The sequence below is a fragment of the Variovorax sp. 160MFSha2.1 genome, from assembly GCF_048305075.1.
Classification (GTDB): domain Bacteria; phylum Pseudomonadota; class Gammaproteobacteria; order Burkholderiales; family Burkholderiaceae_C; genus Variovorax; species Variovorax guangxiensis.
This window is the reverse complement of the sequence record NZ_CP157624.1, coordinates 4,970,332-4,996,283: the sequence shown is the minus strand read 5'-3', so window position 1 is coordinate 4,996,283 and position 25,952 is coordinate 4,970,332. Positions and strand designations below refer to the sequence as shown.

Genomic DNA, 25,952 nt, shown 5'->3' with positions numbered 1-25,952 from the left:
AAGCAGCGCAGTGCCAAGAAAACTTCTCATCTATGAATTTCCGCTTCTGGCCGGAGACGGCAGTTGGCAGAGTGGAAGCTCATACTCACTAAGCTCCAGAGGTCGGCTCGTACTTCTCACGCATCTCAAGATATGCCTTCTTGCAATGCTCGAAGTACGCCCTTTCGTCGTCCGCTATGCGTTCGGCCTCATGTCCAGAAATCACTGGGTCAGCAAGGTCTGTCTCGACGACGCGAATGCTCACCACATCCCCTGCCTGCAAATTGGCGCGCAACCACTCTAAGTGTTCGTCCGCAGCGCCATTCGCCCGTGCCGTCAGGCCTCCCAGACGCAGGTCAATATCGACGCTTCCATCATCACGCCGCGGCGCTGCCTCAGGCCCCAGCTTTCCTGTCAGGGAAAGGATGGCAGAGAGCACACACAGGTCGGTCGCGCCGCCTGTGACAGGCTCCCGCCCATTGATTGAGACTTTCAAAGCGTACATGGACAGATCCTCAAGGATTGGAGATGGGCGCTGACCGTCTGCTCCTGGCCGACTTGAGTCGGCGGCATGCTACCTTCCGGGCCGACACGGCCCACGGGAATCATAGATGGACGAATGGCTTGAAAGACAAGCGCCGCTCGACGCAGCGGTAGCGAATGCCCTCATTGCTGCGACCCCGGAATGGTGGAAGGCAGCAAGCCTCGTCGCCGACCGGGAACAGGAAGGCTCGCAAGAGCGGATGACCATCGTCATCACGTCGCCTGACGGTCAGCCGGGGCCTGTTAGCCCAACCGAGGAAATCTATGCGAGCCTCTACGCGCTCGCTGACCTTTTCCGCGAGCGCGGTTCCATCTGGCGATCCGCGTCGTACTCTGTTAGCCAGGAGCAAGACGGCGACTGGAAGTACTCGGTGCAGTTCACCGACTAGAAACTGGACGTCGGCGTCGAAGGTCCGGTGTTGGCCGAATTCTGTTCGACGCTCAAATCTCTCGTAGCTGCTCAGCAAGCACAACAAAACTACTGCTACCCGCGGTGGACTCGACTCCCCAGGGCCGCGTCGTCGCAACACGGACGACCGAGCGACCGCCCGAATCCAGCCACTCCGACTCAACTTCACAAGCAATAACGCCAGGAGCTGGAAGCGAATCGATGTCAATTCCAGTCGCGCTCACGACGGGCTCTTTTTCCACGAAACGGTGTGTCTGCCCCATCGCATCGATCAAGAGGCATTCCACGAAGGTTGGATATCCGCTGTCATCAACAACTTGGGATATCTCAACGGCAATAGCTTTCATGGGGGCGTCAGTTTCTCATGTCGAAGGTCCGGTTGTGGCCGCATTCTGCCGTAGGCGCGCCGCCGTCAGTGGGGGCCTACAACAGACAGTCCCTCTCTTAAGCGGGCTTACTGATGACGGTCTTCTCACCTATATCGGCAAGTATGTCCTTCGCCAACTCTGCTATTTCCTGATTGGGGTCGGTGACATACCCGAACAGACGCGTGCGCTGCGCGATAACCATGTGCCGCAGTTCTTGAAGAGTTCCCATCTCATCTGGTCGGTCGAAGTGAACGCAGCGCCAGACAAGCTCAAGGAGTTCAGTCGTTAGTTGTTCACCAGCTTGAGGCAAGACGTCGAGAACAAACGGGAGCGCATGAATCGCTACTGGCGGAGGGCCGATACCACCCGAAACCAAATCGCACCAGAGTTCGCGGCTTGCCGCGAGTGCAGCGGCCGAGTCGGTGCTTGCGAGGCGTTCCAGTACTTCCCCCATCTTGTCCGCCGGGCCGAGGCAGGTCCTGAAGTTGCTCCAAGGAATCGCATCCAGTCGCACCCGAAGCGGGGGTTGGCTGAGTTGTGACATGGTGGTTCAATCTCAACGCCTCTCTGACATGTATGTCAGAGATCGGGATAGCTCCAAAGTAACTAGCAAGGGTCAGATGACTGGTTGTCGCCAATTGTGCCCCTTGCCGCAGTTCAGGCATAGCCGCGAAAGCGGATGCCTAACCCATGGAACGCAAGTGCTGCATCAAGGACAACTGCACACGGCGCGCGCATGCTCACATTCCCTCAACTCGATGGGAGACCATCATGCAGACACTGGAACCTGTCGTGGGCCCTGGAAAAAGGGCAAGATCGTCTGCCAGAAGGCGCCTTTCAAGCTCAAGGACATTTGGGCGCTGCGGGTGCGGCTGCAACTGCAGGGTCGAGTGCGCGAACTCGCTCTCTTCAATTTGGGCTTGGACAGTAAGCTGCGAGGCTGCGACCTTGTCAGCCTGAAAGTCAGGGACGTCTGCCACGGAGAGCAAGTTGCCCCACGGGCAACAGTGATGCAGCACAAGACGCAGCGTCCGGTGCAGTTCGAGCTGACGCCCGGAACCCGCGAGGCTGTGCAGGCCTGGATCCGGCGCACCGGACTGCGATCGGACGACTTCCTGTTCCCGAGCCGAATGCACGACTCGCCGCACCTCGGCACCCGGCAGTACGCCCGGATTCTTGGTGGCTGGGTCAGAGAACTTGGGTTAGATCCTGCCGACTACGGAACGCACTCGATGCGACGGACGAAGGCGACGCTGATCTACCGGCGAACGAGGAACCTCCGCGCGGTGCAGCTGCTGCTCGGCCACTCCAAGCTCGAGTCGACCGTCAGATATCTGGGCATCGATGTGGATGACGCCCTGGAGATCTCGGAGCAGACGGAAATCTGAGCGAGTGCCGATTGAGAGGCGCAGATCCGTCTTCCACGCTACGGCAGTGAAGCGGCTCGACGCGCCGCCGGATGGCTCGATCGCGGCGCATGGCAGTCATTCAGCGGGCCGTGTCGACTGGCTGAAACCAGTCTGGAGCGGGCATTGAACGCAGTCATGCCCATGTCGACCGTGGCCGAGATCGATCCTTCGGAGCAATGCCTGTCCGGTGCCCTGTGCATGAACCCCGAATGAATCGGCATCGCACAGGGCAGGAACGATCAAATATTCAGCGCAGCGCCTCGACCAGATCAAGCACCATCCGGTCCCCACCGAACTTCTCGACCCCATGCGTCAGCAGCGCATCCACAGCCTGCGCAATGCCATGGCTCGAAGACGACTGCTGGGCCATGTCGTTGTAGTACCCCAGGTCCTTCTTCGCATTCGCCATCGAGAACTTCAGCGAATCGGTGCTGCCGGTCAGCAGCTTGGGCTTGACGCGTTCCAGCGCCACGCCGTTGCCGCCACCCTTGGCGAGCACGTCGACGAACACGTCGGGCCTCACGCCGGCGCGTTCGGCGCAGGCGGCGGCTTCGCACAGCAGTGCCACTGTGCCCAGCGACACGAAGTTATGCAGCAGCTTCATCGCGTGGCCGGCGCCGATGCCGCCCACGTGCGTGACGTTCTCGGCGAAGCAGCGCAGGAGCGGCAGGCACGAGGCAAGCACTTGCTCGTCGCCGCCCACCAGCAGGTTCAGCCGGCCTTCGGCGGCTTCCTTCGCGGTGCGGGTCATGGGCGCGTCGATGAACTTGCCGCCCTTGGCGCTCACGGCTTCAGCCACCTTGGCGGTGGAGGCGGGCACTGCGGTGGAGCAGTCGATGACCACGGTGCCGGGGCGCAGCGTGGTGAGCGCGCCGTTGTCGCCCAGCATCACGGCCTCGACCTGCGGCGTGCCGGTCACGCACAGGATCAGCACGTCGACCTGCGCGGCCAGCGTGGCCACGTCCTTCACCGAAGTGGCGCCGGCCTTCAGCAGGCCGTCGATGGGCTGGTTGCCCGCGTGCTCCAGCACGGTGAGCTGGTGGCCGTGCTTGACGATGTTGCTGGCGATGCCGTGGCCCATCAGGCCCACGCCGACTAGGCCGACCTTGCGCGGCGCTTGCTGCTGTTCAGTGCTTGTCATGTGTTGTCTTCATCCGTGCTTGATGGCGATGGTCTTGAGGGTCGTGAAGCCGAGCAGGGCCTCGAAGCCCTTCTCGCGGCCGAAGCCGCTGGATTTCACGCCGCCGAATGGCAGTTCTACACCACCCGCCGCACCGTAATTGTTGACGAAGACCTGGCCGCAGTGCAGCTTGTGCGCCATGCGCAGCTGGCGCGCGCCGTCGCGGGTCCACACGCCGGCCACCAGCCCGAAGTCCGTGCCGTTGGCCAGGCGCACCGCCTCGGCCTCGTCGGCGAAAGGCGTCAGGGCCAGCACCGGGCCGAAGATCTCGCGCTGCGCGATGTCGCTCTCGTGCGGCACGTCGCGGAAGAGCACAGCTTCCTGGTAGTAGCCGGTGGAAGATGCGTTGGGCGACACGGTGCCGCGCGCCGCCACCTTCAGGCCGGCGGCCTCGGCGGTCGCGACCATGTCTCGCACCTGGCGGAACTGCTTTTCGTTGATGAGCGGGCCCATGTCCAGGTCTTCGGCGGGCGTGCCGGCGCGTACGGCCGTGAAGCGCTTCGCGAGCCGCTGCACCACTTCTTCATAGACCGACTGCTCCACCAGCACGCGGCTGCCCGCCGAGCAGGTCTGGCCGGCGTTCTGGATGATGGCGTTGAGCAGCACCGGCTCCGCCGCGTCGAGGTCGGCATCCGCGAACACGATCTGCGGCGACTTGCCACCCAGCTCCAGCGTCACCGGGCAATGGCGCTCGGCCGCGGCCAGGCCCACGCTGCGGCCGGTCATGGTCGAGCCGGTGAACGAGATGTGGTCGATGCCGGGGTGTGCGCACAGCGCAGCGCCGGCTTCCTTGCCGTAGCCGGTCACCACGTTGAGTGCGCCTGCCGGAAAGCCGACCTCGGTCGCGATCTCGGCCAGGCGCAGCAGCGACAGGCTCGCGTCCTCCGCCGGCTTCACCACGCAGGCGTTGCCCGCCGCGAGCGAGGCGCCCACGCTGCGGCCCGCGATCTGCATCGGGTAGTTCCAGGGAATGATGTGGCCCGTCACGCCGTGCGGCACGCGCACCGTCAGCACGGTGTAGCCGCGCTCGTAGGGCAGGGTGTCGCCGTGCAGCTTGTCGCAGGCGCCGGCGTAGTACTCCATGTAGCGGGCCAGCGCGGTGGCGTCGTTGCGCGCCACGCGCAGCGCCTTGCCGGTGTCGCGCGCCTCCAGCTGGGCCAGCTCCTCGTGGTGCTCCATGAGGGCGGCGCCGAGCTTGGCGAGCAGGCGGCCGCGCTGCAGCGCGGTCATGCCGCCCCAGGGGCCGTCGAAGTTCTCGCCCATGGCCTGGCGTGCGGCGCGCACGGCGGTGTCCACGTCGGCGGCGGTGCCGCGCGCGATCTCGCCGAACTTGCTGCCATCGCTCGGGTCGATCACGTCGATGGTGGCGTTGCCTTCGGACTGCACGTGGCGTCCGTCGATGTAGTGGGCTGCTGCGTTCATGATGTCTTGTCTCCTGAAGGCCGGTCAGCGGGACGTGTTGGGTTCCGGCCAGGGTTTCTGCGGTTCGCGGATCTGCTCGAAGGCGCGGCTGAACTGCAGCACGCCCAGGTCGTCGAAGCGGCGGCCGGCAATCTGCAGGCCAATCGGCAGGCCCTCGGCCGAGTAGCCGCAGTTGATCGAGGCAGCGGGCTGCTCCGACATGTTGTAGGGCACCGTGAAGCCGATGTGCTCCAGCGGCAGCATCGGGTCGTTGGTGGGCGATGCGTGGTCGGCCGGCGCGGGCATGTTGGGCGACACCGGCGAGATCACGAAGTCGTAGGCCTTGGTGGCCGCAATGGCCGCCGCCCGCGCCGCGATGAACTGGCTGTAGGCGTCGAAGATGTGCGCGCCCGAGAAGCCGGCCGCGCTCTCGGCCCATTCGCGGATGTACGGCAGGATTTTCGCGCGCACTTCGGGCGCCATCGCCTGGATGTCGATGCACGAGCGCATGCGCCAGAAGTGGTCCATGCCCTGCAGCATCTTCGGCGTCATGAAGGGCGGGATCTCTTCGATCACGGCGCCGGCGGCCTCGATGCGCTCGGCCGCGCGGCGCACGGCCTCGGCGATCTGCGGATCGAGCGGCAGGCCGCAGCCCGCGTCCATGTGCAGCGCCACGCGCTTGCCCTTGATGAACGACGGGTCGACCTCGAAGGCCGTCCAGTCGATGGCGGGCGGCGGCAGTTCCGAATAGTCGCGGTCGTCGGGCTGCGCGACCGAGGCCATCATCAGCGCCGAGTCGGCCACGGTGCGCGTCATCGGGCCGGCGCAGCGGCCCATGTAGGGCGAGCTCAGCGGAATGCGGCCGAAGCTGGGCTTGAGCGTGTAGATACCGCACCAGCTCGCCGGCAGGCGCAGCGAGCCACCGATGTCGGTGCCCACGTGCAGCGGGCCATAACCTGCAGCGGCTGCGGCGCCGGCGCCCGCGCTCGAGCCGCCGGGCGTGCGCGACAGGTCCCACGGGTTGCGCGAGAGTTCATGAAAGCTCGACAGTCCCGACGACAGCATGCCCAGGTCGGGCATGGTGGTCTTGGCGACCAGCACAGCGCCATCTTCCTTCAGGCGCGCGGCGGGCGGCGAGTCGTACGTCATCGGCACCAGCTCGTAGGCGGCGGTGCCCAGCGGCATCGCATCGCCCTTGGTCGCGAGGTTGTCCTTGATGGTCACGGGCACGCCGTCGAGCGTGCCCAGCGGCTTGCCGGCCAGCCAGCGGGCTTCGGAGGCGCGGGCCTGCTCCAGCGCCAGCTCGGGGCGGAAGAGCCAGGTGGCGTGCAGCTCGGGCTCGTAGGCCGCGATGCGCTCGTTCACCGAGCGCGCCACTTCCACCGGTGAGAGTTCCTTGGCCGCGTAGGCGGCATGCAGCTCCTGCACGCCCAGGGCATAAAGCGGCTTCGATGTCGAGGTGCTCATCGCATCAGCCCCACGAGATTGCGGCCAGGTCGTTCACCACGATCGGCATGCTCGGCCACAGGCCCTTCACTTCCTTGCGCGCGATGGTCGGAAACACCGCCTGGTAGAGGAAGCCGTTGACCGCATCGGTCGCAAGCATGCGCTGGGCGTCGGCCAGCAGGTCGGCGCGGCGCTTCTTGTTCTCTTCGTTCTGGATGGTGACGAACAGGTCGCGGAACTTCTTCGAGTCGTAGCCCCAGTAGTAGTCGGGCTCGGTGTACTTCACCAGGTCGAAGGGCTCCACGTGCGCGACCATGGTCAGGTCGAAGTCGTGCGCGCCGCCGAAGGTGCCGCTGAGCCACTGCGCCCATTCGACGTTCTGGATCTTCACGTTGATGCCGATCTGCGCGAGCTGCGCGGCGATCACCTCGCCGCCCTGGCGGGCGTAGGAGGGCGGCGGCAGCTGCAGGCGCAGCTCCAGCGGCGTCTTCACGCCGGCCTCGGCCAGTAGCTTCTTGGCCTTCTCCACGTCGAAGGGGTTCATCGCGGTGGTGTCGATGAAGCCTGGCGCGCCCAGCGCATAGTGGCTGCCGATGGGCTTGCCGAATCCGTCGGCCGCGCCCTGGATGATCGCGTTGCGGTCGATGGCCGCCAGGATCGCACGGCGCACGCGCACGTCGTCCAACGGCTTCTTGCGGTTGTTGATGGTCAGGATCACCTTGCCGCGCGTGCCCACCTCGATCACCTGGAAGCGCGAGTTACCCTTGAACTGGCTCACCGAGCGCGTGCCCGCGCGCGGGAAGATGTCGATGTCGTTCGACAGCAGCGCGGCGGTCTGCGCGGCCGTGTCCGACATGAAGCGGAAGACGAACTTCTCGGTCTTCGCGAGGTTCGGGTCGCGATAGGTGGGCGACTTCACCAGCGTGCACGAGGCGCCGCGCTGCCAGGCGCTCAGCTTGTAGGGGCCGGTGCCCACGGGGGCGGTGGCGTTGGTCTCGGCGCTCTTGGGCTCCACGATGCAGGCGGTCGACTGGCCGAGCATGAAGGGCAGGTCGGGGTTCGACAGCGTGCTGTTGACGCCCACCGTGTACTCGTCGAGCACGACGGTGCCGATCTCGCTGAAGAAGCGCTTGTCCTTGTTGGTGCTCTTGGCGCTGCCCGCGCGGTCGAAGGAGAACTTCACCGTGTTCGCGTTGAACGGCTGCCCGTTCTCGAAGCGCACGCCCTTGCGCAGCTTGAAGACGAAGGTCTTCATGTCGGGCGAGGAGGACCAGCTCTCCGACAGCATCGGCGTGACGCTGCCGTCGGCGTTCACCTTGGTGAGCGTCTCGAAGATGTTGTATTGCGTGATCTCCGCGATGGCCGATGCCGCGCCGCTGGTCGGGTCCAGGCCCGGCGGTTCGAGCGGCATGCCGATCGTCAGCGTGTTCTTGCCGGCCTGCGCGCGGGCCTGGGGCAGGAAGACACCCGGGATCGCCGCGGCCATGGCGGAAGTCATGAGTGTGCGTCGCTTCAACATTCGATAGTTCCTGGAGGTGAGGGTGAAAGGGAGGGAAAGAGGGCGCGCCCCGGCTAGCGCGAAGGCGTGTGCAGGACTGCGGAAAGCAGGGTGCGCGTGTACTCGTGCTGCGCGTGCTCGAACAGGTCGGCCGGCCGGCCGCGTTCGACGATGCGGCCCTTGAAGACCACGCACACGTTGTCGCAGAGGTGGTTGACCACCGCGAGGTCGTGGCTGATGAGCAGGTAGCTGATGCCGAACTGCTGCTGCAGATCCTGCATGAGGTTGAGTACTTGAGCCTGCACCGACACGTCGAGCGCGCTCACCGGTTCGTCGGCCACGATGAGCTTGGGGCGCGTGATGAGGGCGCGTGCGATGGCGATGCGCTGGCGCTGCCCACCCGAGAACTCGTGCGGGTACTTGTCGAGGTCGGTGGTGCGCAGGCCCACGGCGGCGAGTGTTTCGGCGGCGCGTTCGCGCTGCTCGGCGCGAGTGGTGGCCGCGAGCGCTTCGAGCGGCTCTGCGACGATGCGCGCGACCGTCTGGCGCGGATCGAGCGAGCCGTACGGGTCCTGGAACACCATCTGGAAGTCGCGGCGTGCCACGCGCAGCTCTTCCTTGGAAAGCGCGTGCAGGTTGCGACCTTCGAGCGACACTGTGCCCGAGGTCGGCGTATCGAGGGCCATCACCAAGCGCGCGATGGTCGACTTGCCCGAGCCTGATTCACCGACGATGCCTACGCTCTGGCCGGCCTGCACTTCGAAGCTCACGCCGTTGAGCGCCTTCACGGTCGGCGGCGGGCCGAAGAGCTTTTCGCGCGGCAGCGCGTAGTGGCGATAGAGGTTGTTCACTGCCAGCAGGGGCTGGCGGGCGTTAGCAGCGGGCTGGCTCATGCGGTGGCGGTCCTGGCGGTGGATGCGGCGATTTCTCCGAGCCGCAGGCAGCGCACCACGTGATCGTTGGGCAGCAGCGTCTCGCGCGGCCGCGTGCTCTGGCACAGGTCGATGGTGTGGGCGCAGCGGCCGGCGAAGGCGCAGCCGCGCGGCATGTCGACCAGCTCCGGCACGCTGCCGCGGATGGTCGGCAGCCGGCCCGCGCGCACCGCGCCGAGGGCGGGGCGCGCCGCGAACAGGCCGCGGGTGTAGGGATGGGCGCGTCCGGCGAACACCGCGTCGGTCGGGCCGCTTTCCACCGCGCTGCCGCCGTACATCACGAGCATGCGCTTCACGCTGTTGGAGATCACGCCGAGGTCGTGCGAGATCAGGATCAGCGCCATGCCCATTTCCTTGACCAGGCCCTGGATCAGGTCGAGCACCTGCTTCTGGATGGTCACGTCGAGCGCGGTCGTCGGCTCGTCGGCAATCAGCAGGTCGGGGCCGCAGGCGAGCGCCATCGCGATGCCGATGCGCTGGCGCTGGCCGCCGGAGAACTGGTGCGGGTACGCATCGAGCCGCGAGGCCGCGTCGGGAATGCCCACGCGGTCGAGCAGGTTCAGCGCTTCCTTGCGGGCCTGCTCCTTGGTCAGGCCGCGATGCAGCCGCAGCGGCTCGCCGACCTGGCGTGCGATGGTGTGCACCGGGTTCAGCGCCGTCATCGGCTCCTGGAAGATCATGCCGATGCGGTTGCCGCGGATCTCGCACATCTTCTTTTCGGGCAGCCCGACGAGCTCCTGCCCGTCGAGCTTGATGCTGCCCGAAACCTTGGCGGTGGAGGGCAGCAGGCCCATCAGCGACATCACCGTGATCGACTTGCCGCAGCCCGACTCGCCGACGATGCCCAGCGTTTCGCCGCGCTCCAGCGAGAAGGAAATGCCGCGCACGGCCTGCGCCGGCCCGCGTTGGGTCTGCAGGCCGATCTGGAGGTTGTTGACTTCGAGGAGTGGCATGGTCAGTGGATCGGGATCGGGCGGCCGAACGCAGAAGGAAGACAAAAGCTACGCAGAAGTCGCAGAAGTCGCAGAAGGGAATCAGGAAAATTGTTTATGGATTTCTTTCGCGACCTTCGCGAAACCTTCGCGCCCTCTGCGTACTGGTACCCGCATTTGAAGTGCTCGTTCATCGACCACCTCTTCACCGTGCACGCGCAAGACGAGGATCGAGCAGGTCGCGCAGGCCGTCGCCGAGCATGTTCAGGCCGAGCACCGCGAGCGCGATCGCCATGCCGGGGAAGACGGCCAGCAGCGGCTGCTGAAACATGAGGGTCTGGGCTTCGCTGAGCATGCGGCCCCACGAGGGTTGCGGCGGCTGCGTGCCCAGGCCCAGGTAGGAGAGGGCGGCTTCCGCGAGGATGGCGATGGCGAAGCGAATGGTGATCTGGACAATCAGCACGGCCGAGATGTTCGGCAGCACGTGCTGCATCGTGATCGCGAAACTGCCCTTGCCGCAGGCGCGCGCGGCGGCGACGTACTCGCGCGACCAGATCGCGTTGGCCGATGCACGCGTGATGCGCGCGAAGGTCGGGATGTTGTAGATGCCGATGGCCACGATGGCATTCACGATGCCTGCGCCGAATACGGCCGTCATCATGATGGCCGAGAGAATGGCGGGAAACGCCAGCGTGAAGTCGGACAGCCGCATCACCGCCTCTTCGACCCAACCGCGCTTGGCGGCCGCGAGCAGGCCGAGTGCCGTGCCGACTACGAGGCCGATGCCCACCGCGATCACACCGACCAGGATGGATGCGCGCGCGCCGACGAGCAGCAGCGAGGCCACGTCGCGGCCGAACGCATCGGTGCCGAGCCAGTGCGAACCGGACGGCGCCTGCAGCTTGTTCGCCATGTCCATGCCGTAGGGCGAGTAGGGCGTCCACACATAGGAGATCAACGCGGCGAGCACCAGCAGTGCGGCCAGCACACCCCCGATGCAGAAGCTGCGATGCCGCAGTGCGCGGCGCCAGAAGCCGGGGGCCTTCAGTGCCACGCCGGAGGGGGCGGCGGGCAGCGCGGCGGAGGTTGGATTGACGGCGCTCATATGTCGCTGGCCTTGATGCGCGGGTCGATGACGGCATAGAGCACGTCGACCACGAAGTTCACGATGACCACCATGGCCGCCAGCAGCATCACGCAGTTGCGCACCACGATCAGGTCGCGGTTGCTGATGGCCTGGAAGATCAGCCGGCCCAGCCCGGGAAGATAGAACACGTTCTCCACCACGATGGTGCCGGCCAAGAGCTCCGAGAACTGCATGCCCATGACCGTGATGACGGGGATCATCGCGTTGCGCAGCACATGAGTCCAAAGCACCATGCGCTGCGACACGCCCTTGGCGCGCGCGGTGCGAACGAAGTCCTCGCGCATCACTTCGAGCACGGCCGAGCGCGTGATGCGCGCCAGGATCGCCGCTTGCACCACGGCCAGGGAAAGGGCTGGCAGCAGCAGCGACTTGATCCCCGCGAAGATGCCTTCGCCCCATCCCTCGAAGCCGCCGGCGGAGAACCACTGCAGCTGCACCGAGAACACCAGGATCAGCAGGATGGCGAACCAGAAGTTCGGAATGGCGATGCCGACCTGGGCCATGCCCATGAGGCCGACGTCGCCGAGCTTGTTGTGGCGGGCCGCGGCGGTCACGCCCACGAGCAGGGCGATCACGACGGTGAGCGCCATGGCGAGCACGGCCAGGGGCACCGTCAACGCGAGGCGTTCGAGGATGAGGTCGAGCACGGGCGAACTGTAGGCGTAGCTGTCGCCGAGGTTGCCGGTGAGCAGGCCGCCGATCCAGTGCCAGTAGCGCGTCCACGCGGGCTGATCGAGGCCGAGCTTGGTGGCCAGGGCGGCCACGGCCTCGGGGGAGGCGTCGGGGCCCATGAGCATCTGCGCGGCGTTGCCGGGCAGGATCTCGAGCACGAGGAAGACGATGACCGAGGCGCCGATCAGGGTGCCGATCAGCGTCAGCGTGCGCTTCAGCAGGAACAGGCCCATCTCAGCCTCTCAGGTCGCTACTGGGGAGGCAGGGCGTCATGCTGCCGAGATGCATTCGGCGATGGCGCGGCCCACGTCCACGGTGTTCGCGGTGCCGCCCATGTCGCGGGTGCGGGGGCCTTCGCTGAGCACGGTCTCGATGGCGGAGAGCACGGCGGCCGAAGCCTGTGCATAGACGGGATCGTCGCCGCCGAGGTGATCGAGCATCAGCGCGGCCGACCAGATCTGGCCGATCGGGTTGGCGATGCCCTTGCCCGCGATGTCGGGTGCGGAGCCGTGCACCGGTTCGAAGAGCGACGGGAACTTGCGTTCGGGGTTGAGGTTGGCCGACGGCGCGATGCCGATGGTGCCGGTGCAGGCCGGGCCCAGGTCGGACAGGATGTCGCCGAAGAGGTTGGAGGCCACGACCACGTCGAACCAGTCGGGGTGCTGCACGAAGTGCGCGCACAGGATGTCGATGTGGAACTTGTTCGTCGCCACGTCGGGGTAGCGCTTGGCGATCTCGGCCAGGCGCTCGTCCCAGTAGGGCATGGTGATGGAGATGCCGTTCGACTTGGTGGCGGCCGTCAGGCTCTTGCGCTTGCGGCGGTTGGCGAGCGTGAACGCGTAGTCGATGATGCGGTCCACGCCGGTACGGGTGAACACCGCTTCCTGGATCGCCATTTCGCGCGGCGTGCCCTCGAACAGGCGGCCGCCCACGGAGGTGTATTCGCCCTCGGTGTTCTCGCGCACCACCAGGAAGTCGATGTCGCCGGGCTTGCGGTGCGCCAGCGGGCCGGGCACGCCGGGCATCAGGCGCACCGGACGCAGGTTGACGTACTGGTCGAAGTCGCGGCGGATCTTGATGAGCAGGCCCCACACGGCGATGTGGTCGGGCACCTTGTCGGGCGCGCCCACGGCGCCGAAGTAGATGGCGTCGTGGCCCTGGATCTTTTCTGCCCAGTCGGCCGGCATCATCAGGCCGGTGCGCACGTAGTGGTCGGAACCCCAGTCGAAATGGTCGTAGGAGAAATCGATGCCGAAGCGGCGACCGACCGCGTCGAGAACGCGCAGCCCTTCGGGCATGACCTCGACGCCGATGCCGTCTCCGGGAATGACTGCAATCCTGTGCTTTTTCTGCATTGACTCAACCTGTTCAAAGTTCGTTTCGTTCGGGGGCACCGGCGCTCGTGACGCGGGCTTTCGAAAAAATTCTAGAAGCGAGAAACGGGCCTGCGCAGGGGGTTCGCACCCAGTTCGCCTTGACAAAATAAGAAGGCTGTGTCGATGCGTTTCCCTATGGCAATGAAGAAATCGTGTGTCACGGAACCGACTTCGAATTCGAATAATTAGAAGGCGAAAGCTCCCGATGACTCTCGCATGAAAGCCCTTGAGCCTCCTACATGAAGGCTTTCTGAAGCAGCCCGCGCGGCCGTGCCGGATACTCCGCGCGCTCGCGAGGCGCTCCGCAGAGACCGCTCGCCAGGAGACCCATGAATTTCTTGTCCGTTGCCGCGAAGGCGGTCGCACGCCGCATCCGACGGTGGCTCCAGCCCTCGCTGGTGCGGCGCCTGCTGTTCGCGCAGATCGCGGTGGCGGGGCTGCTGTGGTGCGCCACGCTGGCGCTCTTCCTGTATGACTCGAACCGCCTGCCCGAGCTGGTGCGCTACGACAAGGTCTTCGAAAGCATCATGGCCTGCGCGCAGAACCTGGCCTTCGATCCCGCGCGTCAGCAGCAGACGCTCAAGGCCTTCGACATGGCGCTGCAGGAGACTTCGAGCGACTTCAAATCCGATCAGGATCGGGCGCCCGTGCTGCAGGTGTGGCAGCAGGGCCGGCTCATCTACAACTCCGCGCCGAGTGCGCCGCTCATGCACACGCAGATGCCCGGGCGGGTGGAGCAGGTGCGCGCCGGCGATCGCGTGTGGCGCGCCCGCTCGATGACTTCGCCGCTGCTGGACACGCGCGTACTGCTGGCGGAGCCCGACGTGCTGCGCCTGAACTTCACCATCGAACACCGCAGCTACTACCTGCTGCCGCTGGCCATCAGCCTGCCGTTCGTCGTCTTCCCGGCCTGGCTCTCGGTGATGCTTGCGCTGCGGCCGTGGCGGCAGGTGACGAAGGAGACGGCCGAGCGCGGCCCGGCCGATCTTTCGCCGCTGACCTTCGAGCCGCCGCACAAGGAACTGCAGCCCTTGGTGAACGGCATCAACGGCCTGCTGCGCAGCGTGCGCGACCGCGCATCGCGCGAGCGCGGCCTGATCGCCGACGCGGCCAACGAGCTGCGCACCCCGCTCGATGCGATGCGCGTGAACGTCGAGGCGCTGAAGGCCCGGACCTCCGACCCCGGGCAACGCGAGCTCATGGCCAACCTGCTGCGAAGCAACGACCGCGCGGCACGGCTGGTGGGCCAGCTGCGGCAACTGATGCGAAGCGACGAGATGCCGCTGGACGCCTTGCCCGCGACGCTGGCCTTCGATGCGCTGGTGCGCGACCGCATTCCGCTCGTCGAGGCACTGGCGCGGGCGCGCGGCATCGCGCTGGAGTTCGCCTCTGAAGTACCCGAACCGGTGCCGGTGCACGGCGAGAGGGAGAGCCTGATCTCGATGGTGAGCAACCTGGTGGAGAACGCCATCAAGTACAGCCCCGATGGCGGCGCTGTCACGGTGCGCGTCGGGCGCGAGTCATCGGATGCGGTGCTGCGCGTGACGGACCAGGGCCCGGGCATTCCGCCCGCGCTGCGCGAGCGCGTGTTCGACCGCTTCTTCCGCAATCCGGACCAGACGCAGTCGGGCAGCGGACTGGGGCTGGCCATCGTCAGGTCGGTGCTTGAGAAGCATGGCGGGCGCATCGAGCTGTCCGACGGGGAGGGCGGTCGTGGCCTGCGCGCGACCGTGTGGCTGCCGCTGTCGGCTGGCTGACAAGCGGGCGCATCCCTCTTAGGATGGGCCGATGCGAACACTTCAACTCCCCACCGGCGGCGAGATGCCGGTCCTGGGCCTGGGCACATGGCGCATGGGCGAAGACGCGAAACGCCGTGCCGACGAGGTCAAGGCCGTGCGCGAAGCCATCGTGCTCGGCTATCGCCTGATCGACACCGCCGAGATGTACGGCGAGGGCGGCGCCGAGACCGTGCTGGGTCAGGCCATCGCCGAGGCCCTGCGTGCGAACGACGTGCGGCGCGAAGAGCTCTTCATCGTCAGCAAGGTCTATCCGCACAACGCCAGCCGACGCGGCACGCGAGATGCCTGCGAACGCAGCCTGAAGCGGCTCGGGCTCGACGCCCTCGATCTCTACCTGCTGCACTGGCGAGGCAACCATCCGCTGCGCGAGACGGTGGCGGCGATGCATTCGCTGGTCGACGATGGCCGCATCGCGCACTGGGGCGTGAGCAATTTCGACATCGACGACATGGAGGAACTGGAGGAGGCAGCCGGTGGCGACGGCCCGGCTTGTGCGGCCAACCAGGTCTACCTGTCGCTGGGCGAACGAGGGCCCGAGTTCGGCCTGCTGCCTTGGCAGCGCGAGCGCGGCATGCCCTTGATGGCCTACAGCCCCATCGACCAGGGCGCGCTGGCCGAGGACGATGGGCTGGTGGAACTGGCCGAGCGACTGGGCGTGACGGCAGCGCAACTCGCATTGGCCGCCGTGATCGCTCGGCCCGGTGTGGCTGCGATTCCGAAGGCGGTACGCAGCACCCACCTGAAGGAGAACCTGGCCGCTGCCGAATTGAAGCTCGATGCGGCGACCCTGGCCGAACTGGATCGCCTGCATCCGCCGCCGAAGCGCAAGATGCCCCTGGCGATGATCTGAGCGCTGGCGGCGATCAGTGGGCTTCGGCCTGCTTCGCCGCGGCGATCACGGCGCTCTCATCGTGCTTCGCGCCGTTGAGGAACAGGTTCAGCAGCACCGCCGCGATCGACGCCAGCAAAATGCCCGACTCGATCAGCGAGTGGATGGCGTGCGGCATCCATTGCTTGAAGTTGGGCGCGATCAGCGGAATCATGCCGATGCCCAGCGAGACCGCGACGATCATCGCGTTGTGGCGGTTGTTCCTGAAGTCCACGCCCGAGAGGATGCGGATGCCGGTGGCGGCCACCATGCCGAACATCACGAGGCCCGCGCCGCCGAGTACCACGGTGGGCAGCGATTCGACCAGCGCCGCCATCTTCGGCAGCAGGCCCAGCACGATCAGGATGATGCCGCCGGCCACGCACACATAACGGCTCTTGATGCCGGTGACGGCAACCAGGCCCACGTTCTGCGAGAAGCTGGTGTAGGGGAAGGTGTTGAAGACGCCGCCGATCAGCGTGCCCAGGCCGTCGGTGCGCAGGCCGCGCGCCAGATCCTTCTGGCTGATCTTGCGCTCGGTCATTTCGCCGAGTGCGAGGAACATGCCTGTCGATTCGATCATCACGACGATCATGATCAGTGTCATGGTGAGGATCAGGATCGGATCGAACTGCGGCATGCCGAAGTGGAAGGGCAGCACGATGTCGACCCACGCGGCCTTGCCCACCTTCTCGTAGGTCATGAGGCCGGTGAGCGAGGCCACGACGGCGCCGATCACGATGCCCAGCAGCACCGAGATGTTGGCGACGAAACCCTTGGCGTACTTCACGATCAGCAGGATCGACACCAGCACCAGCGCGGCCACGCCGAAGCCCGAGAGGTCCGCGTACTTGGGATTGGGCACCGTCGGCAGGATCGCGAAGCCCTTGGGCACGGCGGGAATGGAACTGCCGGGCGAGGTCACCTCGGCGAGCCACTTCGCATAGACCGGGTCGACCAGCGCGGGCGCGGTCGGGCCCACGGGGTTGCCGAAGATCCAGTTGATGCCCACGCGCATCAGGCTGATGCCGATGACCGCGATGATGGTGCCGGTGACCACCGGCGGAAAGAAGCGCAGCATGCGGCTGACCAGCGGCGCGATCAGTATCGACACCACGCCCGCGCCGATGATGGCGCCGAACAGCAGCTGCGCGCCGTTCTGGCCGGGGTTGGCGTTGGCGATGGCCACCATGGGCGCGACGGAGGCGAAGGTCACGCCCATCATCACCGGCAGCTTGATGCCGAAGAACTGCGTGGCGCCCAGCGCCTGGATCAGCGTGGCGATGCCGCAGCAGAACAGGTCGGCGGAGATCAGCAGTGCAACCTCGTCGGGGCTGAGCTTGAGCGCGCGGCCGACGATCAGCGGCACCGCGACGGCGCCCGCATACATCACCAGCACGTGCTGAAGGCCGAGGGCGGCGAGCTTGCCGGTGGGCAGCCGCTGATCCACGGGATGGACTGTTGAGGGGGGGCTGTCGGCCGTCATCGTGTTTCTCCTGCTGCGGCGAGAGAGGGATTGATCGAGGAGAGGCGGGCGACACGGCTCGGCATGCGCACACCTGTTTGTGTACGCCAAACTGTATACAACTTATGCAACAATCCGGATTCAGGAAAACCCGTATCCGGTCCGGGGCCTTGCCCCGGTCGTTTTTCTCTATGCGACGGGGTAGGGGCCGTCGTCGAAAGCCTCGGCGTGATAGCCCTTGCTGCCCACTTTGCGCGCGAGCTGGCTGCGGAAATCGCGGCCCTCGCGCAGGCTGCGCAGCACATGAGCGAAGTCATGACGCGGCTGCCATCCGAGGTCGCGCCGCGCGAGTTCGTTCACGTAGACGCGATCGAGCTGCCTTGGCAGCGTCCATCCCTGCTTCGCGTAGAGCGCCTCCGCCTCGGGGAAGAGTCGGCGCAGTACGGCGGCCGCGTTCTCCCGCAGCATCTGCAGGTCGTCGCGCGCGAAGGGCGTGGTGGCCGAGATGATGTAGCGGCCGAAGCCGATGCGCGGTGCGTGCCGGGCCGCAAGAAGATGCGCCTGCACCACGTCCTCGATATCGGCGCGGCGATGCAGCAACTCGTTGGCCTGCGCGTTGTCCAGCGAGTGCAGGCTGCGCGCCGCGGCATCGTCGTCTTCCTCGGGGAAGAAGCGCGAAGTCTTGAGCACCACCACTGGCAGCTGTTGCTTGCGATGAAACAGCTCGCACAGGCTCTCGGCCGATGTCTTGGTCACGCCGTAGATGTTCTTCGGAACAGGCGTCACGTCCTCGGTGATCCACGCAGCCGGCATGCCCTCTGCAGGCGTGAGCGCGTAGCCGAAGGTGCTGGTCGTGCTCGTGAACACGAAGGATCCGACGCCCGCCGCCATAGCCTCCTCGAGCAGCACCAGCGTGCCCGTGATGTTGGTGTCGACGAACTCCTGCAGGCTGTGCGTTGCCACATGCGGCTTGTGCAGCGTGGCCGCGTGGATGACGGTGCGCACGCCCTTCATGCAGCCGCGCACGAAGGCGCGGTCGACGATGGAGCCGGTGCGGTCGGTGAACCCGGAGGAAGCGATGTCGATGCCGCGCACCGCCTGCGAGCTTGCGCGCAGCGTGCGCATCAGGGCCTCGCCGAGGTGGCCGGCGCTGCCGGTGATGAGGATGGTCATGGCCGCAAGACTAGCCGCGGCCGCATGGACCGTCCACGCATAAGTTATGCGCGATTCAGGCGCGTGGCCTTGCTTCCCGCACCGTGAGCCCGGAGGCTGCCTGCTTGGCGTCGTGCTTCGCGATGGCCGCTTCGCTCGCCACGTCTTCAGCATGCCGGAACATGCCCGGCGGAATGCGCACCGCGCCTATCGCCAGCGTGGCGAAGGGCGTGAAGCGGACCACGCCATGCCGGTCCTCGCCCTCGATGCCGCCGGACTGCCGATCGGCTTCGTCGTAGAGGCCGGGTGCCTGCCGGTTGAACTCGGCGATCAGCCCGGCGCAGCGCCGGTACCAGTCGGGGCTCTGGAACAGCACCAGGAAATCGTCGCCGCCGATGTGGCCGACGAAGTCGCGATGCGCATCCGCATGCTGCGTCGCCAGCCGCGCGAGCAGCAGGATCATCTCGTCGCCGCGCCAGTAGCCGTAGTGGTCGTTGAACACCTTGAAGCTGTTCAGGTCCGCATAGCAGGCCGCGAAGTCGGCGCCGCTGTCGAGCAGCCGCGCGATGTGGATGTTGATGGGGATGTTGCCCGGCAGCGAGGTCAGCGGGTTGGCGTGCCGCGCCGCCTCGATGCGCGCCTCGGTGACCGCGCGCACCAGCTGGTCGCCCGTGCCCAGCCCCGCATAGCGCTTCTGCTCCGTCACGATGAAGCCTTCGCTCAGGTAGCGCTGGTCTTCCGACATCAGGATGCCGAGCAGGCTCTCGACGTTCTCCTCGCGTTCCACGACCAGCGGCGTGCTGCTGCCATAGGCCAGGCAGGGGCGGCGGCCGTGCACCTCGCGGAAGTACAGCCGCGCGTAGTCGTTCATGAACGACTGGCGGTTGATCAGCGCCACGGGCGTTCCATCGTCGACCACGGCCAGTGCATGCAGCGCCGGATGCTTCTGGAAGGCCGCCGCGACCTCGTCGACCGGCGTCTGCGGGCTCAGCGCGGGCGCCTGGATCACCGAGAGGCCGCGCAGCACGCTGGGTTGCGAGGCTTGCGCCGCATGCGGCATCACCGCGATGCGGGAATCGCCGATGGCGGCCGCCACGGCCTCGGGCAGCGCCGGCAGCAGCTCCGGCGCGGGCGGGCCCAACAGGTAGCCCTGGCCGAGCGCGATGCCCAGGTCGCGCAGTACGCGCAGGTCCTTGGCGTTCTCCACGCCCTCGGCGATGAGTTCGCTTCCCATCGCATTGCCCAGGCCGGCGATGGCGCGCACCAGCGCCACGTTTTGCGGGCAGTTGGCGATGCCCTGGGTAAGCAGCTTGTCGATCTTGACGAAGTCGGGCTGTAGTTCTTTCCAGCGCCGCAGGTTGGAATGGCCCTCGCCGAAGTCGTCGAGCGCGATGCGCGCGCCCAGCGCATGCAGCGCCTTGACTGCCTGGCGCAGCGCCTCGGCATCGCCCGCGGCGCATTGCTCGGTTAGCTCCACCGTCACGTCGCGCACCGCGATGTTGTAGTTCGCCAGCATGCGCTCTAGCCAGCATGTGCCGCCGGCGGCGCTCATGGCCTCGATCAGCGTATCGGCGCTCATGTTCACGAAGAGCCGACCCGGCTTGCTCAGGCGGCCCCATTGCGCGAGCACCGCTTCCACGCAGTGAAGCTCGAAGCCGGTCAGCCTCGACTCCGCCGCGGCCAGCGCGAGCATTGCCTCGGGGCTGGGTAGCGCGATGCCGGCACCGCCGCGTATCAGGGCCTCGTGGCCGAAGATCGTTCCCTGGCGCAGATCCACGATCGGCTGGAAGAACGCAGTGATCGCAGGATGCGGCTTGGCGCTGGACAAGGAGGGCCGGAGCATGCTGAGGAGATTGTTCGTCGGCGGCCCTCGCGCAGAAGAACAGCGAGTAGCCCTTTTGGGCTACAGCATGCCGCATTTATATGACAGGAGCACGGGCCGCCCTGCCGGCGACGTGGTCAGGCGATGGTGGTGACGATGCGCCCCGCGCGTCCGTCGGAAAGCGCGATGCGCTCCCACAGCACGCGCCCAGGCAGGATCGGAACGATCCGGTCGGTGTTCGCCCCGGTCGCGACTTCGAGCGACGACAGCTCGCCCGCATGCCAGCCCAGCTCTTCGAGCGTGGCTTCGGCTTCCAGTATCTCTTTGGAGGCAAAGCCGATCAGCGAACGGCCCATGAACTCGCTGGCGTCGGCGCGCCATTCGGCCTGCCGCGAAGGCGATGCGGCCAGCAGCCGGTGCGTGCGGTCGCAGACCAGGTGCACCTTGTGCGTGGACGATTCGACCAGCCGCTTCAGCGCCGCGTCCTGCGCCGAGTCGCAGGCCGCCGCGAGCAGCCTGTGCGCCATGGCTTGCTGTGCCGGCGAGAGCGCGAGCTGCCCACGCTCCCAGCGCGACACCGTCGCCTGGTTCACGCCCATCAACTGCGCGAAGTGCGTCTGCTTGATGCCACGCAGCAGCCGCATCTGTCGCAGCGCGAGGCCGAGGTTCTTCCGCATGCCGGGTCAGGCCAGCAGGGCCTTGACCAGGTCGAGCTGCCGGTCGGGCTTTTCGGTGCCGAGCTCGAGGCTGGCCTCGATGCGCTCCAGGTGCTCGGTCATGCTCTTCACGGCGGCTTCCACGTCGCCCTTGCGGCACAGGCGCAGGAACTCGGCGTGCTCGTCCGACGAGCAATGCGGGTCGTTCGACGAGTGGTACAGCATCGCGATCAGCGAGCTGCGCGCCACCAGTTCGCGCACCAGCTCGGCCAGCGTGCGGTTGCCGGTGGCTTCGGCCAGCGCCACGTGGAAATCGCCCAGCAGTTTCTCGCGCACGGTGCCCATGGTGGTTGTCTGGCGCAGGGCGGTGCGCTCGAACTTGATGTGCTGCTCCAGCGCCTGATAGTCACGCGCCTTGGCACATGCGATGAAGAGGCGCACCACCTCGCTCTCGAGGATGCGCCGCACGGCGAAGACCTCGCGAGCCTCCTCCACCGAGGGCTGGCTCACGAAGGCGCCCTTGTCAGGAATCATCTCGATGAGCTTGTCCTTCGACAGCATCAGCAGGGCGGCGCGCACCTTGGTGCGGCTCACCGAATACACGCGGCCCAGCGCTTCCTCGCGCAGCCAGGTGCCGGGCGGCAGCCGCTTCTCGACGATCGCGGTGGCGATGTCGTTGGCGATGCTCTCGATGGAGCTGTTCTTGTCGGTCACGGCTGAGCCGTTCTCGTCCGGAACGGCGGCAGCGGGGGGAACGGAAGGTTTGGAACTGGCGCGGGGCATGCGCGGATTGTGGCCTAGCGCGAGAGTGTGAAGCTTTCGAGCGCACCGATGATGGGCTTCGGCAGGGGCTTTGCGAGCTCTCCGCGCTTGCTGGTGCGCAGCTTCAGCGCGATCAGCGACTCGATGAGCTTGGTGCCGGCGGCCACGCCGTCGATCACCGGCACGCCCAGCACGCCCTCGATGTGCTCGCACAGGTCGGTCATTCCGGCGCAGCCGAGCACGATGCAGTCGGTGCCGTCTTCTTCCAATGCGCGGCGGCACTCGTCGACGATGCGCTCGCGGGCGCGCGAGCCGGGCTCCTCCAGTTCGAGCACCGGCAGCTCGCAGGCGCGCACGTTGGCGCAGAAGCGCTCCATGCCGTAGATCTCGGCCAGGTGCCAGGCCTGCCCGATGGTGCGGCCCAGCGTGGTCACCACGCTGAAGCGGCTGCCGATCATGCTGGCCAGGTGCATCGCCGCCTCGGCGATGCCCACCACGGGGCCGCGCGCCAGCTCGCGCGCGGCCTTCAGGCCGGGGTCGCCGAAGCAGGCGATCACGTAGCCGTCGATGCCGTCGCGTTCACCCGCGGCGATTTCCTGCAACAGGCCCGGAACGGCCAGAGCCTCGTCGTAGTGGCTTTCGATGGACACCGGCCCCATGGCCGGGCTCACTGCGACGATCTCGGTGCCGGCCTGCGCCACGGCCCGGGCGCAGGCACCGATCTTCTCGGTCATGCTCCAGGTGGTGTTCGGATTGATGATCTTGATGCGCACGGCGCGGTCCCTTTCTTTCTGTCTATCTGACTAACCGATGATTCAAGTCTTGTCGCTGCGGTTCAGCACGGCATAGATGATGAAGCCCAGGCCCATGCCGATGAACCACGCATAGTTGGCGGCGCCGCGCAGCGTCGGCACCATCACGCAAAGAATGGGCACGATGGCCGCGGGCACCAGCGCCTGGATCGCCTTCGGGTTGTAGCCGCCGCTGTACCAGTACTCGCCCTTGGGGCTCATGCTGTAGAGCGCGTCCACGTCGATGCGCTGCCTGCGCACGATGTAGTAATCGGCAATGAGGATGCCGAACAGCGGGCCGATGAAAGAGCCGAGGACGTCGAGCGTGTAGTGGATGACTTCGGGGCTGTTGTAGAGGTTCCACGGCGTGAGGAACACCGAGCCCACCGCGGCGATCATGCCGCCCGTGCGCCAGCTGATGTGCTGCGGCGCCACGTTGGAGAAGTCGAAGGCCGGCGAGACGAAGTTGGCGACGATGTTGATGCCGATGGTGGCGATCATGAAGGTCAGCGCGCCCAGCACCACGGCGGTGGTGCTGTCGATCTTGCCCACGGTGTGCACGGGGTCGGTGATGAGCTCGCCGAACACCGGCAGCGTGGCCGCGGTGGTGATGACCGTCAGCAGCGAGAAGAACACGAAGTTCACCGGCAGGCCCCAGAAGTTGCCCTTCTTCACCGCCTCGAAGCTCTTGCCGTAGCGCGAGAAGTCGCCGAAGTTGAGCATCGGGCCGCTGAAGTAGCTCACCACGAGTGCAATGGCCGAGAGCATCACGGGCAGCGCGTCCCAGCCCTGGAACTTGATGCCGCCCAGGTTCAGGTCGATCTTGCTCCAGCCGGCCTTCCACACCAGCCAGCCGCACAGGATGGCCATGACCACGTACACGGCGGGACCGGCCCAGTCGATGAACTTGCGGATCGCGTCCATGCCGTGCCAGAACACGAAGGCCTGCAGGACCCACATGACCATGAAGGCGACCCAGCCCAGGGCGGACAGGCCCGCGAAGCCGTACCTGGTGACCTCGGCGTAAGGCGCCAGGCCCGGCGCCATGTGCAATGCGAGCACCATGAAGGCCGCCGAGGCGAGATAGGTCTGCACGCCGTACCAGGCCACCGCGATCAGCCCGCGGATGATGGCCGGGATGTTCGCGCCCAGCACGCCGAAGGGCGCGCGGCACACCACGGGGTAAGGCACGCCCGTCACCTGGCTGGGCTTGGCCACGAGGTTGCAGAAGATCTGCACGATCACGATGCCCACCAGCAGGGACACCAGCACCTGCCAGCTCGACAGGCCCAGCGCGAACAGGCTGCCCGCGGTGATGTAGCCGCCCACGCTGTGCACGTCGGACATCCAGAAGGCAAAGATGTTGTACTGGCCCCAGGTCTGCTTCTTCAGCGGAGCGAGGTCTTCGTTGGTCAGGCGCGGGTGGTAGCCGGGCTTGATGATGGCGTTGGATTCCGCGTGCGGCGCAATGCCGGCTTCGCTCGCCCCCGCGGGGGCCTGGCTGACGACTGTGCTCATGGTCTTCTTCCTCGTGCGAGTGGGTGGATCAGGACCTGTTTTTGACGCAAATTTCGCGCCGGTTTTTCGGATGCGTTATTTGTATACAAAAAATGGGCGCAATCAAGCTCATTGGAGAACTCATATATCGGTGTAATCCCTGAGGTCTTGCGTTGGCGTCGGGTGCGGACCGGGCCGGATGCCTCGGAACGGGGCGCGGCCGCGTAGCGGTGCACCCGTGAGGTGCACCGCTACGCGGCCGGTATCGCCCGATGCGGCGGCGTGAGGCGGGCGACGACCTTACTGGCCGTGCTCTTTCTTGTGCGGGGGAGCGCTGCGTTCGTGGGGAGCCGGGGGATGCTCGGGGTGCCCATGTGGCGGCGCGGGCGGGCGCGGCCTCGGTACAGGAGCCGGCGCGGGTCTTGGCGGACGCTGGATCTTCTGCTCGGCTCCCTCGCGCGCGGCGATTGCCGGACGCCCTTCATGCGCCATTCGAGGATCTTCCCCGGGCGCCATACGGGCCTGCGGCTCCACGGCGGCCGGCTTCGGTTGCTGGGACATCTCCGCGTGAGCCTGCGCCGGTGTCGGCGAGGCCATCGCTGCCTCGGGCCTCCTGGCGGGCGCTTCGGACACGAGCGGCTCGGGGCGTGCCCGAGGCGCGGAGGGCGGCTGCGAAGGCGGGCGAACCGCGGCAGTCTGCTGTGCGGCAGGAGTGCCGGGAGCCGTAGGGCGCACAGCCTCCGCCGGCCGCGCCACGGGTGGCGGCTGGCGGTCCGCCGGCAGCGCGGCGATCGGCTTCGGGTTCGCCGGAACGGGCGCCATCGAATGCACGACGGGCGGGAGCGCGGCGGCAAGGTGGGCGCTTGCCGGTATCGCAGCTTCGAACGGCCGCCCACTCGCAGTCGCGCTGGCTGGCGCCACCACTTTCACTGTCTGGTTGTTGTTGGCGATGTTCGTGACGTTGGTGATGTTGTTGACGGTCGTGTTGTTCGTCACGTTGTTGATCGTGGTGTTCTGCACGCGCATGCCGACGTTGGTGACGGGCGGCGCACTGACGACCACCGCCGGCGGCGTACCGATCGGCGCGGGCACGATCAGGCCGAGCCGCGAACCGGGAGGCGCGGGAACGAACACGCCAGGCGGCCCGATCGGAGCGATCCCCGCCACCACGCCGGCCGCCGCGATCGACACCGCGAGGCTCAGGCCCAACGGCGGCGGCACGAATGCAACGCCCGGCGGCGACCAATGGCCGGCGACGAAGACCACCACGTTGTCGCGATGCTCGTAATAGGGTTGCACCCATGCATAGCCCGGCTGTGGAGGCGCGGACCAGCGGCCCGCGGCCCACACCCAGTTGCCGTGCCATGTCCAGTAGCCGCCGGTCCACACGGCGCCCACGAATGGCGAGGGCGGTGGCACTTCCACGAGCATCGGCGGCGGAGCCCATGCCACCGCGATGGCAGGAGGCTGATACAGCGGCGGATCGACGTACACGCTCACGACCGGTGGCGCGGCGACGGCGACCTGTGCGGGCTGAACGACGGTGCGGACTGCCGTGGCCGGTGGTTGAACGACACAGCCTGCGATCAGGCTCACCATCAGAATTCCGGCGAGTTGAAAGGCGGGCAGAGAAGATGCTTTTCTCATTCGATATTCCCGGTGATGTGCACGTGGCACAGGGAACGACCCAACGGGCTCTCGAGAACCGCCGATGACAGCGCCGGAATGAATTTCATGCGGTAACGATATTTCCACTGTCAAGTCGATCCGTGTCAGGCTGCGCTCAGCCTGGATCCCCTCGACGAGGAAGAAATCGAACGCTCCACAAGCAGGAAGATGAAAAGACCA

Annotated in this window: 24 protein-coding genes; 4 read left to right on the top strand and 20 right to left on the bottom strand. The window is 66.5% G+C overall.

Features of this window, described 5'->3' with window-relative positions; translation table 11 throughout:
- Positions 1–88: 88 nt before the first annotated feature.
- Positions 89–484: a hypothetical protein gene (locus ABL838_RS22675; RefSeq protein WP_418122014.1), complete on the bottom strand. Its 396-nt coding sequence runs from the start codon at positions 482–484 to the stop codon at positions 89–91.
- Positions 485–590: 106 nt separating this feature from the next.
- On the opposite strand from ABL838_RS22675, the gene ABL838_RS22670 reads away from it, so the two are divergent.
- Positions 591–911 (top strand): hypothetical protein, encoded by a 321-nt coding sequence (locus ABL838_RS22670; RefSeq protein WP_418122013.1) that lies wholly within the window; start codon positions 591–593, stop codon positions 909–911.
- A gap of 52 nt (positions 912–963) precedes the next feature.
- On the opposite strand, the gene ABL838_RS22665 is transcribed toward ABL838_RS22670, so the two are convergent.
- Together ABL838_RS22665 and ABL838_RS22660 are read right to left on the bottom strand one after the other, a co-directional pair.
- A complete protein-coding gene (locus tag ABL838_RS22665; RefSeq protein WP_418122011.1) occupies positions 964–1,278 on the bottom strand; it encodes a hypothetical protein in 315 nt (104 codons plus the stop codon).
- A 97-nt stretch (positions 1,279–1,375) separates the two neighbouring features.
- Positions 1,376–1,843 carry a hypothetical protein gene (locus ABL838_RS22660; protein WP_418122010.1) on the bottom strand — a complete coding sequence of 156 codons (468 nt, stop codon included), beginning with the start codon at positions 1,841–1,843 and terminating at the stop codon, positions 1,376–1,378.
- 214 nt (positions 1,844–2,057) lie between these two features.
- Here ABL838_RS22660 and ABL838_RS22655 point away from each other — a divergent pair, with 214 nt between their 5' ends.
- The gene (locus tag ABL838_RS22655; RefSeq protein WP_418125896.1) at positions 2,058–2,687 is read left to right on the top strand and encodes a tyrosine-type recombinase/integrase; all 630 of its coding nucleotides are present in this window, start codon (positions 2,058–2,060) and stop codon (positions 2,685–2,687) included.
- Positions 2,688–2,955: 268 nt separating this feature from the next.
- On the opposite strand, the gene ABL838_RS22650 is transcribed toward ABL838_RS22655, so the two are convergent.
- The 9 genes from ABL838_RS22650 to ABL838_RS22610 all read right to left on the bottom strand — a co-directional run bounded on the left by ABL838_RS22650 (position 2,956) and on the right by ABL838_RS22610 (position 13,271).
- Positions 2,956–3,849 (bottom strand): NAD(P)-dependent oxidoreductase, encoded by an 894-nt coding sequence (locus ABL838_RS22650; RefSeq protein WP_418122009.1) that lies wholly within the window; start codon positions 3,847–3,849, stop codon positions 2,956–2,958.
- 9 nt (positions 3,850–3,858) lie between these two features.
- Entirely contained in the window at positions 3,859–5,310 is a 1,452-nt protein-coding gene (locus ABL838_RS22645) for an aldehyde dehydrogenase family protein (RefSeq protein ID WP_418122008.1), read from the bottom strand.
- Between the two features lie 24 nt (positions 5,311–5,334).
- Entirely contained in the window at positions 5,335–6,756 is a 1,422-nt protein-coding gene (locus ABL838_RS22640; RefSeq protein WP_418122007.1) for an amidase, read from the bottom strand.
- 4 nt (positions 6,757–6,760) lie between these two features.
- Positions 6,761–8,254, bottom strand: a complete 1,494-nt coding sequence (locus ABL838_RS22635) for an ABC transporter substrate-binding protein (protein ID WP_418122006.1) — start codon at positions 8,252–8,254, stop codon at positions 6,761–6,763.
- A gap of 53 nt (positions 8,255–8,307) precedes the next feature.
- Positions 8,308–9,126 carry an ATP-binding cassette domain-containing protein gene (locus ABL838_RS22630; protein ID WP_418122005.1) on the bottom strand — a complete coding sequence of 273 codons (819 nt, stop codon included), beginning with the start codon at positions 9,124–9,126 and terminating at the stop codon, positions 8,308–8,310.
- Positions 9,123–10,118: an ABC transporter ATP-binding protein gene (locus ABL838_RS22625; protein ID WP_184641491.1), complete on the bottom strand. Its 996-nt coding sequence runs from the start codon at positions 10,116–10,118 to the stop codon at positions 9,123–9,125. The genes ABL838_RS22630 and ABL838_RS22625 overlap by 4 nt, the downstream gene beginning before the upstream one ends.
- A 184-nt stretch (positions 10,119–10,302) precedes the next feature.
- The gene (locus tag ABL838_RS22620; protein ID WP_126023518.1) at positions 10,303–11,202 is read right to left on the bottom strand and encodes an ABC transporter permease; all 900 of its coding nucleotides are present in this window, start codon (positions 11,200–11,202) and stop codon (positions 10,303–10,305) included.
- The gene (locus ABL838_RS22615) at positions 11,199–12,149 is read right to left on the bottom strand and encodes an ABC transporter permease (protein WP_369661268.1); all 951 of its coding nucleotides are present in this window, start codon (positions 12,147–12,149) and stop codon (positions 11,199–11,201) included. The genes ABL838_RS22620 and ABL838_RS22615 overlap by 4 nt, the downstream gene beginning before the upstream one ends.
- A 36-nt stretch (positions 12,150–12,185) precedes the next feature.
- Positions 12,186–13,271, bottom strand: coding sequence for a tartrate dehydrogenase (locus tag ABL838_RS22610; protein ID WP_418122004.1), 1,086 nt, complete (start codon positions 13,269–13,271; stop codon positions 12,186–12,188).
- Positions 13,272–13,621: 350 nt separating this feature from the next.
- On the opposite strand from ABL838_RS22610, the gene ABL838_RS22605 reads away from it, so the two are divergent.
- Positions 13,622–15,049 (top strand): sensor histidine kinase, encoded by a 1,428-nt coding sequence (locus ABL838_RS22605; RefSeq protein ID WP_418122003.1) that lies wholly within the window; start codon positions 13,622–13,624, stop codon positions 15,047–15,049.
- 31 nt (positions 15,050–15,080) lie between these two features.
- Positions 15,081–15,941, top strand: coding sequence for an aldo/keto reductase (locus ABL838_RS22600; RefSeq protein ID WP_369661271.1), 861 nt, complete (start codon positions 15,081–15,083; stop codon positions 15,939–15,941).
- A gap of 13 nt (positions 15,942–15,954) precedes the next feature.
- Here the strand turns inward: ABL838_RS22600 and ABL838_RS22595 are convergent, their stop codons facing one another.
- The 8 genes from ABL838_RS22595 to ABL838_RS22560 form a co-directional block, all read right to left on the bottom strand.
- Positions 15,955–17,445 (bottom strand): nucleobase:cation symporter-2 family protein, encoded by a 1,491-nt coding sequence (locus ABL838_RS22595; RefSeq protein WP_418122001.1) that lies wholly within the window; start codon positions 17,443–17,445, stop codon positions 15,955–15,957.
- Positions 17,446–17,613: 168 nt separating this feature from the next.
- Complete coding sequence (locus ABL838_RS22590) at positions 17,614–18,597, bottom strand: NAD-dependent epimerase/dehydratase family protein (RefSeq protein ID WP_418122000.1); 984 nt, start codon at positions 18,595–18,597, stop codon at positions 17,614–17,616.
- Positions 18,598–18,652: 55 nt separating this feature from the next.
- Positions 18,653–20,419: an EAL domain-containing protein gene (locus tag ABL838_RS22585; protein WP_418121998.1), complete on the bottom strand. Its 1,767-nt coding sequence runs from the start codon at positions 20,417–20,419 to the stop codon at positions 18,653–18,655.
- Positions 20,420–20,535: 116 nt separating this feature from the next.
- Positions 20,536–21,075 (bottom strand): helix-turn-helix transcriptional regulator, encoded by a 540-nt coding sequence (locus ABL838_RS22580; protein WP_418121997.1) that lies wholly within the window; start codon positions 21,073–21,075, stop codon positions 20,536–20,538.
- A gap of 6 nt (positions 21,076–21,081) precedes the next feature.
- On the bottom strand, positions 21,082–21,837 hold the full coding sequence (locus ABL838_RS22575; protein WP_418117417.1) for a GntR family transcriptional regulator: 756 nt from the start codon (positions 21,835–21,837) through the stop codon (positions 21,082–21,084).
- Between the two features lie 14 nt (positions 21,838–21,851).
- The gene (locus ABL838_RS22570; protein WP_418121995.1) at positions 21,852–22,589 is read right to left on the bottom strand and encodes an aspartate/glutamate racemase family protein; all 738 of its coding nucleotides are present in this window, start codon (positions 22,587–22,589) and stop codon (positions 21,852–21,854) included.
- Positions 22,590–22,631: 42 nt separating this feature from the next.
- Positions 22,632–24,125, bottom strand: coding sequence for an NCS1 family nucleobase:cation symporter-1 (locus ABL838_RS22565; protein ID WP_126024288.1), 1,494 nt, complete (start codon positions 24,123–24,125; stop codon positions 22,632–22,634).
- Positions 24,126–24,404: 279 nt separating this feature from the next.
- Positions 24,405–25,751, bottom strand: a complete 1,347-nt coding sequence (locus tag ABL838_RS22560; RefSeq protein WP_418121993.1) for a hypothetical protein — start codon at positions 25,749–25,751, stop codon at positions 24,405–24,407.
- Positions 25,752–25,952: the final 201 nt, after the last annotated feature.

Bases quoted from the DNA above. Each gene is read 5' to 3' on its own strand.
- ABL838_RS22620 (WP_126023518.1), bottom strand. From the start codon at position 11,202: ATGAGCGCCGTCAATCCAACCTCCGCCGCGCTGCCCGCCGCCCCCTCC.
- ABL838_RS22565 (WP_126024288.1), bottom strand. From the start codon at position 24,125: ATGAGCACAGTCGTCAGCCAGGCCCCCGCGGGGGCGAGCGAAGCCGGC.
- ABL838_RS22670 (WP_418122013.1), top strand. From the start codon at position 591: ATGGACGAATGGCTTGAAAGACAAGCGCCGCTCGACGCAGCGGTAGCG.
- ABL838_RS22595 (WP_418122001.1), bottom strand. From the start codon at position 17,445: ATGACGGCCGACAGCCCCCCCTCAACAGTCCATCCCGTGGATCAGCGG.
- ABL838_RS22675 (WP_418122014.1), bottom strand. From the start codon at position 484: ATGTACGCTTTGAAAGTCTCAATCAATGGGCGGGAGCCTGTCACAGGC.
- ABL838_RS22590 (WP_418122000.1), bottom strand. From the start codon at position 18,597: ATGACCATCCTCATCACCGGCAGCGCCGGCCACCTCGGCGAGGCCCTG.
- ABL838_RS22585 (WP_418121998.1), bottom strand. From the start codon at position 20,419: ATGCTCCGGCCCTCCTTGTCCAGCGCCAAGCCGCATCCTGCGATCACT.
- ABL838_RS22665 (WP_418122011.1), bottom strand. From the start codon at position 1,278: ATGAAAGCTATTGCCGTTGAGATATCCCAAGTTGTTGATGACAGCGGA.
- ABL838_RS22645 (WP_418122008.1), bottom strand. From the start codon at position 5,310: ATGAACGCAGCAGCCCACTACATCGACGGACGCCACGTGCAGTCCGAA.
- ABL838_RS22650 (WP_418122009.1), bottom strand. From the start codon at position 3,849: ATGACAAGCACTGAACAGCAGCAAGCGCCGCGCAAGGTCGGCCTAGTC.
- ABL838_RS22635 (WP_418122006.1), bottom strand. From the start codon at position 8,254: ATGTTGAAGCGACGCACACTCATGACTTCCGCCATGGCCGCGGCGATC.
- ABL838_RS22560 (WP_418121993.1), bottom strand. From the start codon at position 25,751: ATGAGAAAAGCATCTTCTCTGCCCGCCTTTCAACTCGCCGGAATTCTG.
- ABL838_RS22610 (WP_418122004.1), bottom strand. From the start codon at position 13,271: ATGCAGAAAAAGCACAGGATTGCAGTCATTCCCGGAGACGGCATCGGC.
- ABL838_RS22655 (WP_418125896.1), top strand. From the start codon at position 2,058: ATGGGAGACCATCATGCAGACACTGGAACCTGTCGTGGGCCCTGGAAA.
- ABL838_RS22580 (WP_418121997.1), bottom strand. From the start codon at position 21,075: ATGCGGAAGAACCTCGGCCTCGCGCTGCGACAGATGCGGCTGCTGCGT.
- ABL838_RS22625 (WP_184641491.1), bottom strand. From the start codon at position 10,118: ATGCCACTCCTCGAAGTCAACAACCTCCAGATCGGCCTGCAGACCCAA.
- ABL838_RS22640 (WP_418122007.1), bottom strand. From the start codon at position 6,756: ATGAGCACCTCGACATCGAAGCCGCTTTATGCCCTGGGCGTGCAGGAG.
- ABL838_RS22615 (WP_369661268.1), bottom strand. From the start codon at position 12,149: ATGGGCCTGTTCCTGCTGAAGCGCACGCTGACGCTGATCGGCACCCTG.
- ABL838_RS22575 (WP_418117417.1), bottom strand. From the start codon at position 21,837: ATGCCCCGCGCCAGTTCCAAACCTTCCGTTCCCCCCGCTGCCGCCGTT.
- ABL838_RS22600 (WP_369661271.1), top strand. From the start codon at position 15,081: ATGCGAACACTTCAACTCCCCACCGGCGGCGAGATGCCGGTCCTGGGC.
- ABL838_RS22605 (WP_418122003.1), top strand. From the start codon at position 13,622: ATGAATTTCTTGTCCGTTGCCGCGAAGGCGGTCGCACGCCGCATCCGA.
- ABL838_RS22630 (WP_418122005.1), bottom strand. From the start codon at position 9,126: ATGAGCCAGCCCGCTGCTAACGCCCGCCAGCCCCTGCTGGCAGTGAAC.
- ABL838_RS22660 (WP_418122010.1), bottom strand. From the start codon at position 1,843: ATGTCACAACTCAGCCAACCCCCGCTTCGGGTGCGACTGGATGCGATT.